Genomic DNA, 3,635 nt, shown 5'->3' on the forward strand with positions numbered 1-3,635 from the left:
GTTCCACGGCGCCTACAACCGCTGCGACATCTTCCTCCAGCTCGACGATTACGAGCATGTCGCGCGCTGGGTGCGGGAAATCGACAAGCGCCCCGGCGCGATCCGGGGCCGGCTGGTCAATACCGGCAACCTCCCCGAACGCCACTCGCCCGCCGATTTCGACACAGTCGACCGCGAACACTTCAACCCGGTGCGCCAGCGCGCCGATTTCTGACTTCACGTTCCTCCCTGTGCCGAAGGCATCGGGAGGTGGCAGGCCCGCAAGGGCCTGACGGAGGGGAAAGGCCCGAACACCCCTCCACCACGACACCTGCAGTATCGCGGTCCCCCTCCCCATTCACGGCTGCGCCGCAAACGGGGAGGATCACCTTTCCATAGGCTCAGAAGTCGAACCCGAACTCCGCGCCATAGACCTGCGGGCGGGCCTTGAACACGAACCCGCCGGGCGAGAATTCGGCGTTGTATTCCTCGTCGAACAGATTGGTGGCGAAGGCGGTCAGGCTCCAGCCCTGCTTGCTCTTCACCCCGATCCGCGCATCCACGAGGTGGATCGGATCGCGCACGGTGGTGTTGTAGGGTTCCCACCAGGTCCGCCCGGTCCGGCGGTAATCGACCCGCAGCAGCCCTTCGAGATCGCCGCCAAGTTCGGGCGTGTATTGCACCCCGGCATTGAGCGTCGAGCGCGAGATCAGCGGCGCTTCGTTGCCGATCACGACCGGATCGGGGAATTCCTTGATCTCGCTGTCGGTCAGGCCCCAGGCGAGGTTGAACTGCAGGTCTTGTGTCGGCCGGACATTCAATTCGAGCTCGAGCCCGCTGATCCGCGTTTTCGGGATATTGCCGAGATTCTGGGTCGAGTTGGCCGGCAGGAAGACGAAGAAATAGGAATTGCGCGATTCGGTGGTGTAGGCCGCGCCGTTGAGCGTGACCATCCGGTCGAGGAATTGCGACTTGAAGCCGACCTCGAACGTGTCGGCCGTCTCCGCCTTGAAGATATCGTCGACGCCCACGAGCCCGGTGTTGAGCGCGACCACGCCGACCCCGGTCTGGTTGAAGCCGCCCGAGCGGAAGCCGCGCGAATAGCCGCCATAAAGGGTGAGGTCGTCGCTCGGCGTGAAGGTCGCGGTGACCTTGGGCTGCCAGTCGTCGAAGCTTTCGGTCCGCACATCGCCGAACGCACTGAGCGGCGCGCCGAACAGATCGGCGATGAAATTGATGAAACCGAGCCACTCGTCGGGAGTCTCGGTGGTGTTCTCGCGCTTGTCGTGGTCGTAGCGCAGCGAGGCGTCGAGCCGGAAGAAGTCGGTGAACTGGTAGCCGAGATTGCCGAACACCGACCAGGCGAAATTGTCCTGCGTGTCGGCGAGGAAGGTATATTGCGGGTTCAAGGGGTTGGTGCTCGGCTCGCGATAGACCGGGAACAGGCCGGTCCCGAAGTCGAACATGTTGCCGGTCGAGATATAGCGGTCGGTCGAGATCAGGTAACCGCCGAACATCCAGAACAGCGGATCGTCGTCCGGGCTTTCGAAGCGCAATTCCTGGCTGAACGCCTGGACGTCGAGGAACTGGCTCTGGTTGAGGTCGTTGCTGCCGCTGAAGCAGGGATCCGACGGCAGCGCGCAGAACGCTTCGTCGATCGGCAGGAAGTCGAACGCGTCGCCGGTGAGGATTTCGTCGAGCCAGTCATAGGAAGTGATCGAGGTGACCGTGACCCCTTCGCCCTCCCAGGTCAGCTTGCCCGAAAGATTGTAGATATTGCGATCGTTCTGCCCGGGATTGTTCACCCTGACCGGCAGGCTGGTATCGTTCACGTCGCTGACGATGTTGAAATAGAGCGCCTGGGTCTGCAGCCGGTCCATCGAGGCGCGCAAATCGAGTTCGACGTCGCTGCCGAGGTCGAGCACCAGCCGCGCGCGCAGGGCAAGGTCGCGATAGGGATCGGCATCCTCGCCGAGATAGGGATTGGGGATGAAGCCTTCGGTATCGTAGAACGACCCGGCGATGCGGAAGGCCGCGCCCTCGGCGATCGGGCCGCTCAGCCCGCCGCGGATGAAATAGCCGAAGCCGTTATCGACCCCGAGCCGGACCCGGCCTTCGAACTCGTCGCTCGGCTTCTTGGTGTTGACGATGATCGCGCCGCCGATGGCGTTGCGGCCATAGAGGCCGCCCTGCGGCCCCTTGAGCACTTCGATCTGCTCGATATCGAACAGGTCCTGGTTGAACTGCGCCGGATTGACCTGCTGCACCCCGTCGACCACGATCGCGACCGACGGCTCGCTGTTGCGGGCCTGGGTGATGCCGCGGATGATGATGAAGGCATTGCCGGCGTTCTGGGTCTCGACCAGGTTCACGTTGGGCGTGAGGTTGATGAAGTCGATCGGCTTGGTGATCCCGGCATTGTCGATCGTCTCGGCGTTGAAGGCGGTGATCGCGGCCGGGCTGTCCTGCAGCTCGCCCTCGCGCCGCAGGCCGACCACGACGATCGAATTGCCGCCGCCACTTCCTTGCGTCGCGCTGTCTGCGGAAGCCTCGTCCTGCGCCGCCGCCTGGGTCGGGAAAACCGTCGCCAGGGCCAGCGCCGAGACGCCGGCAAGACTGCGGAAATGCAAATGCTTCATTCCATCCTCCCACTGTTTGTAATTATCTTTCTAATTGTTGCGGGCTTTTAATGCAGAATTGTCCAAACTCCAAAATGTGAATTCATGCGCACCGCCGGATTGTGTGGAAATGGCGGACCTGGCTGCGGCTTCAGGCTTGAAATATCGAAGAAATCCGCTGCCCCCTCCCTTCGCCTGGGCCGTTTTTGATGGCGCCCCCTTCCCTTCGCGGGACGCTGCGCTATAGGGGCGCCTCACCCGGCCCGGCGCCGGCGATGCTGGGGCGTCGCCAAGTGGTAAGGCAGCGGCTTTTGATGCCGCCATTCGCAGGTTCGAATCCTGCCGCCCCAGCCAATTCGAAGAATTGCGGAAGGCAGGTTCGAACCTGGTTCGGAGCCGCAGGCGAACGGAGCGAAGCGGAGGACAATCCTGCCGCCCCAGCCAATCCGCTGCTCACATGCAATTCCCGCACTGATTGATTGACAAGCGCGCCCGCCACCCGCTATCGGCCCGCCCCTACCTGCCGCGCGGACCACGACGACCGCACGGCCCGTGCCCAGATGGCGGAATTGGTAGACGCACCGTCTTCAGGTGGCGGCGCTCGCAAGGGCGTGGAGGTTCGAGTCCTCTTCTGGGCACCATTTTTCTCAAAAAATAACGTAAAAACAATAAGTTGAGCGGAATGCTCAAATTCCGTCCACCTTTTGGACTACCTCGGCTCGTGCGAGAACTTGGGTAGATTTGAGCGACCATGCGCAGGGCAATTTGCGATCCGCATGCTACCTGATAGCTTACGCATTCCTCGGGGATTGTCGTTAACCGGGGCATCGCGATGCTCTCTTCATGGGAACATCGTGATGAGGATTCTATCAAAGCGTCAGCTCAAGGAGCTTGTTCTGTACTCACCGCAGCACATTGCGCGCCTGGAAAAGGCCGGCCAGTTCCCCAAGCGGGTGCAGCTTGGCCCTCTGCAGGATCGGATGGGTTGAAGATGAAGTCCTGGATTGGCTTCAATTTCGACTGGAAGGGCGCGAAGCG

At 62.0% G+C, this 3,635-nt stretch carries 1 protein-coding gene, 2 tRNA genes and 1 pseudogene; 3 read left to right on the plus strand and 1 reads right to left on the minus strand.

All coding sequences use genetic code 11. The annotated features are described in order from the left end of the window. Nucleotides 1-214 (plus strand): annotated as a pseudogene (locus tag AC16XC_RS08965) (hypothetical protein); the annotation flags it as partial. A gap of 166 nt (nucleotides 215-380) precedes the next feature. On the opposite strand, the gene AC16XC_RS08970 reads toward AC16XC_RS08965, so the two are convergent. Next, entirely contained in the window at nucleotides 381-2,618 is a 2,238-nt protein-coding gene (locus AC16XC_RS08970; RefSeq protein WP_484034310.1) for a TonB-dependent receptor, read from the minus strand. A 258-nt stretch (nucleotides 2,619-2,876) separates the two neighbouring features. Between AC16XC_RS08970 and AC16XC_RS08975 the strand changes: the two genes are divergently transcribed. Both AC16XC_RS08975 and AC16XC_RS08980 read left to right on the plus strand, forming a co-directional pair. Continuing rightward, nucleotides 2,877-2,951 (plus strand) — tRNA-Gln (locus AC16XC_RS08975). A 200-nt stretch (nucleotides 2,952-3,151) separates the two neighbouring features. Next, nucleotides 3,152-3,238 (plus strand) — tRNA-Leu (locus tag AC16XC_RS08980). Nucleotides 3,239-3,635: the final 397 nt, after the last annotated feature.

Source organism: Candidatus Andeanibacterium sp. (assembly GCF_057143545.1).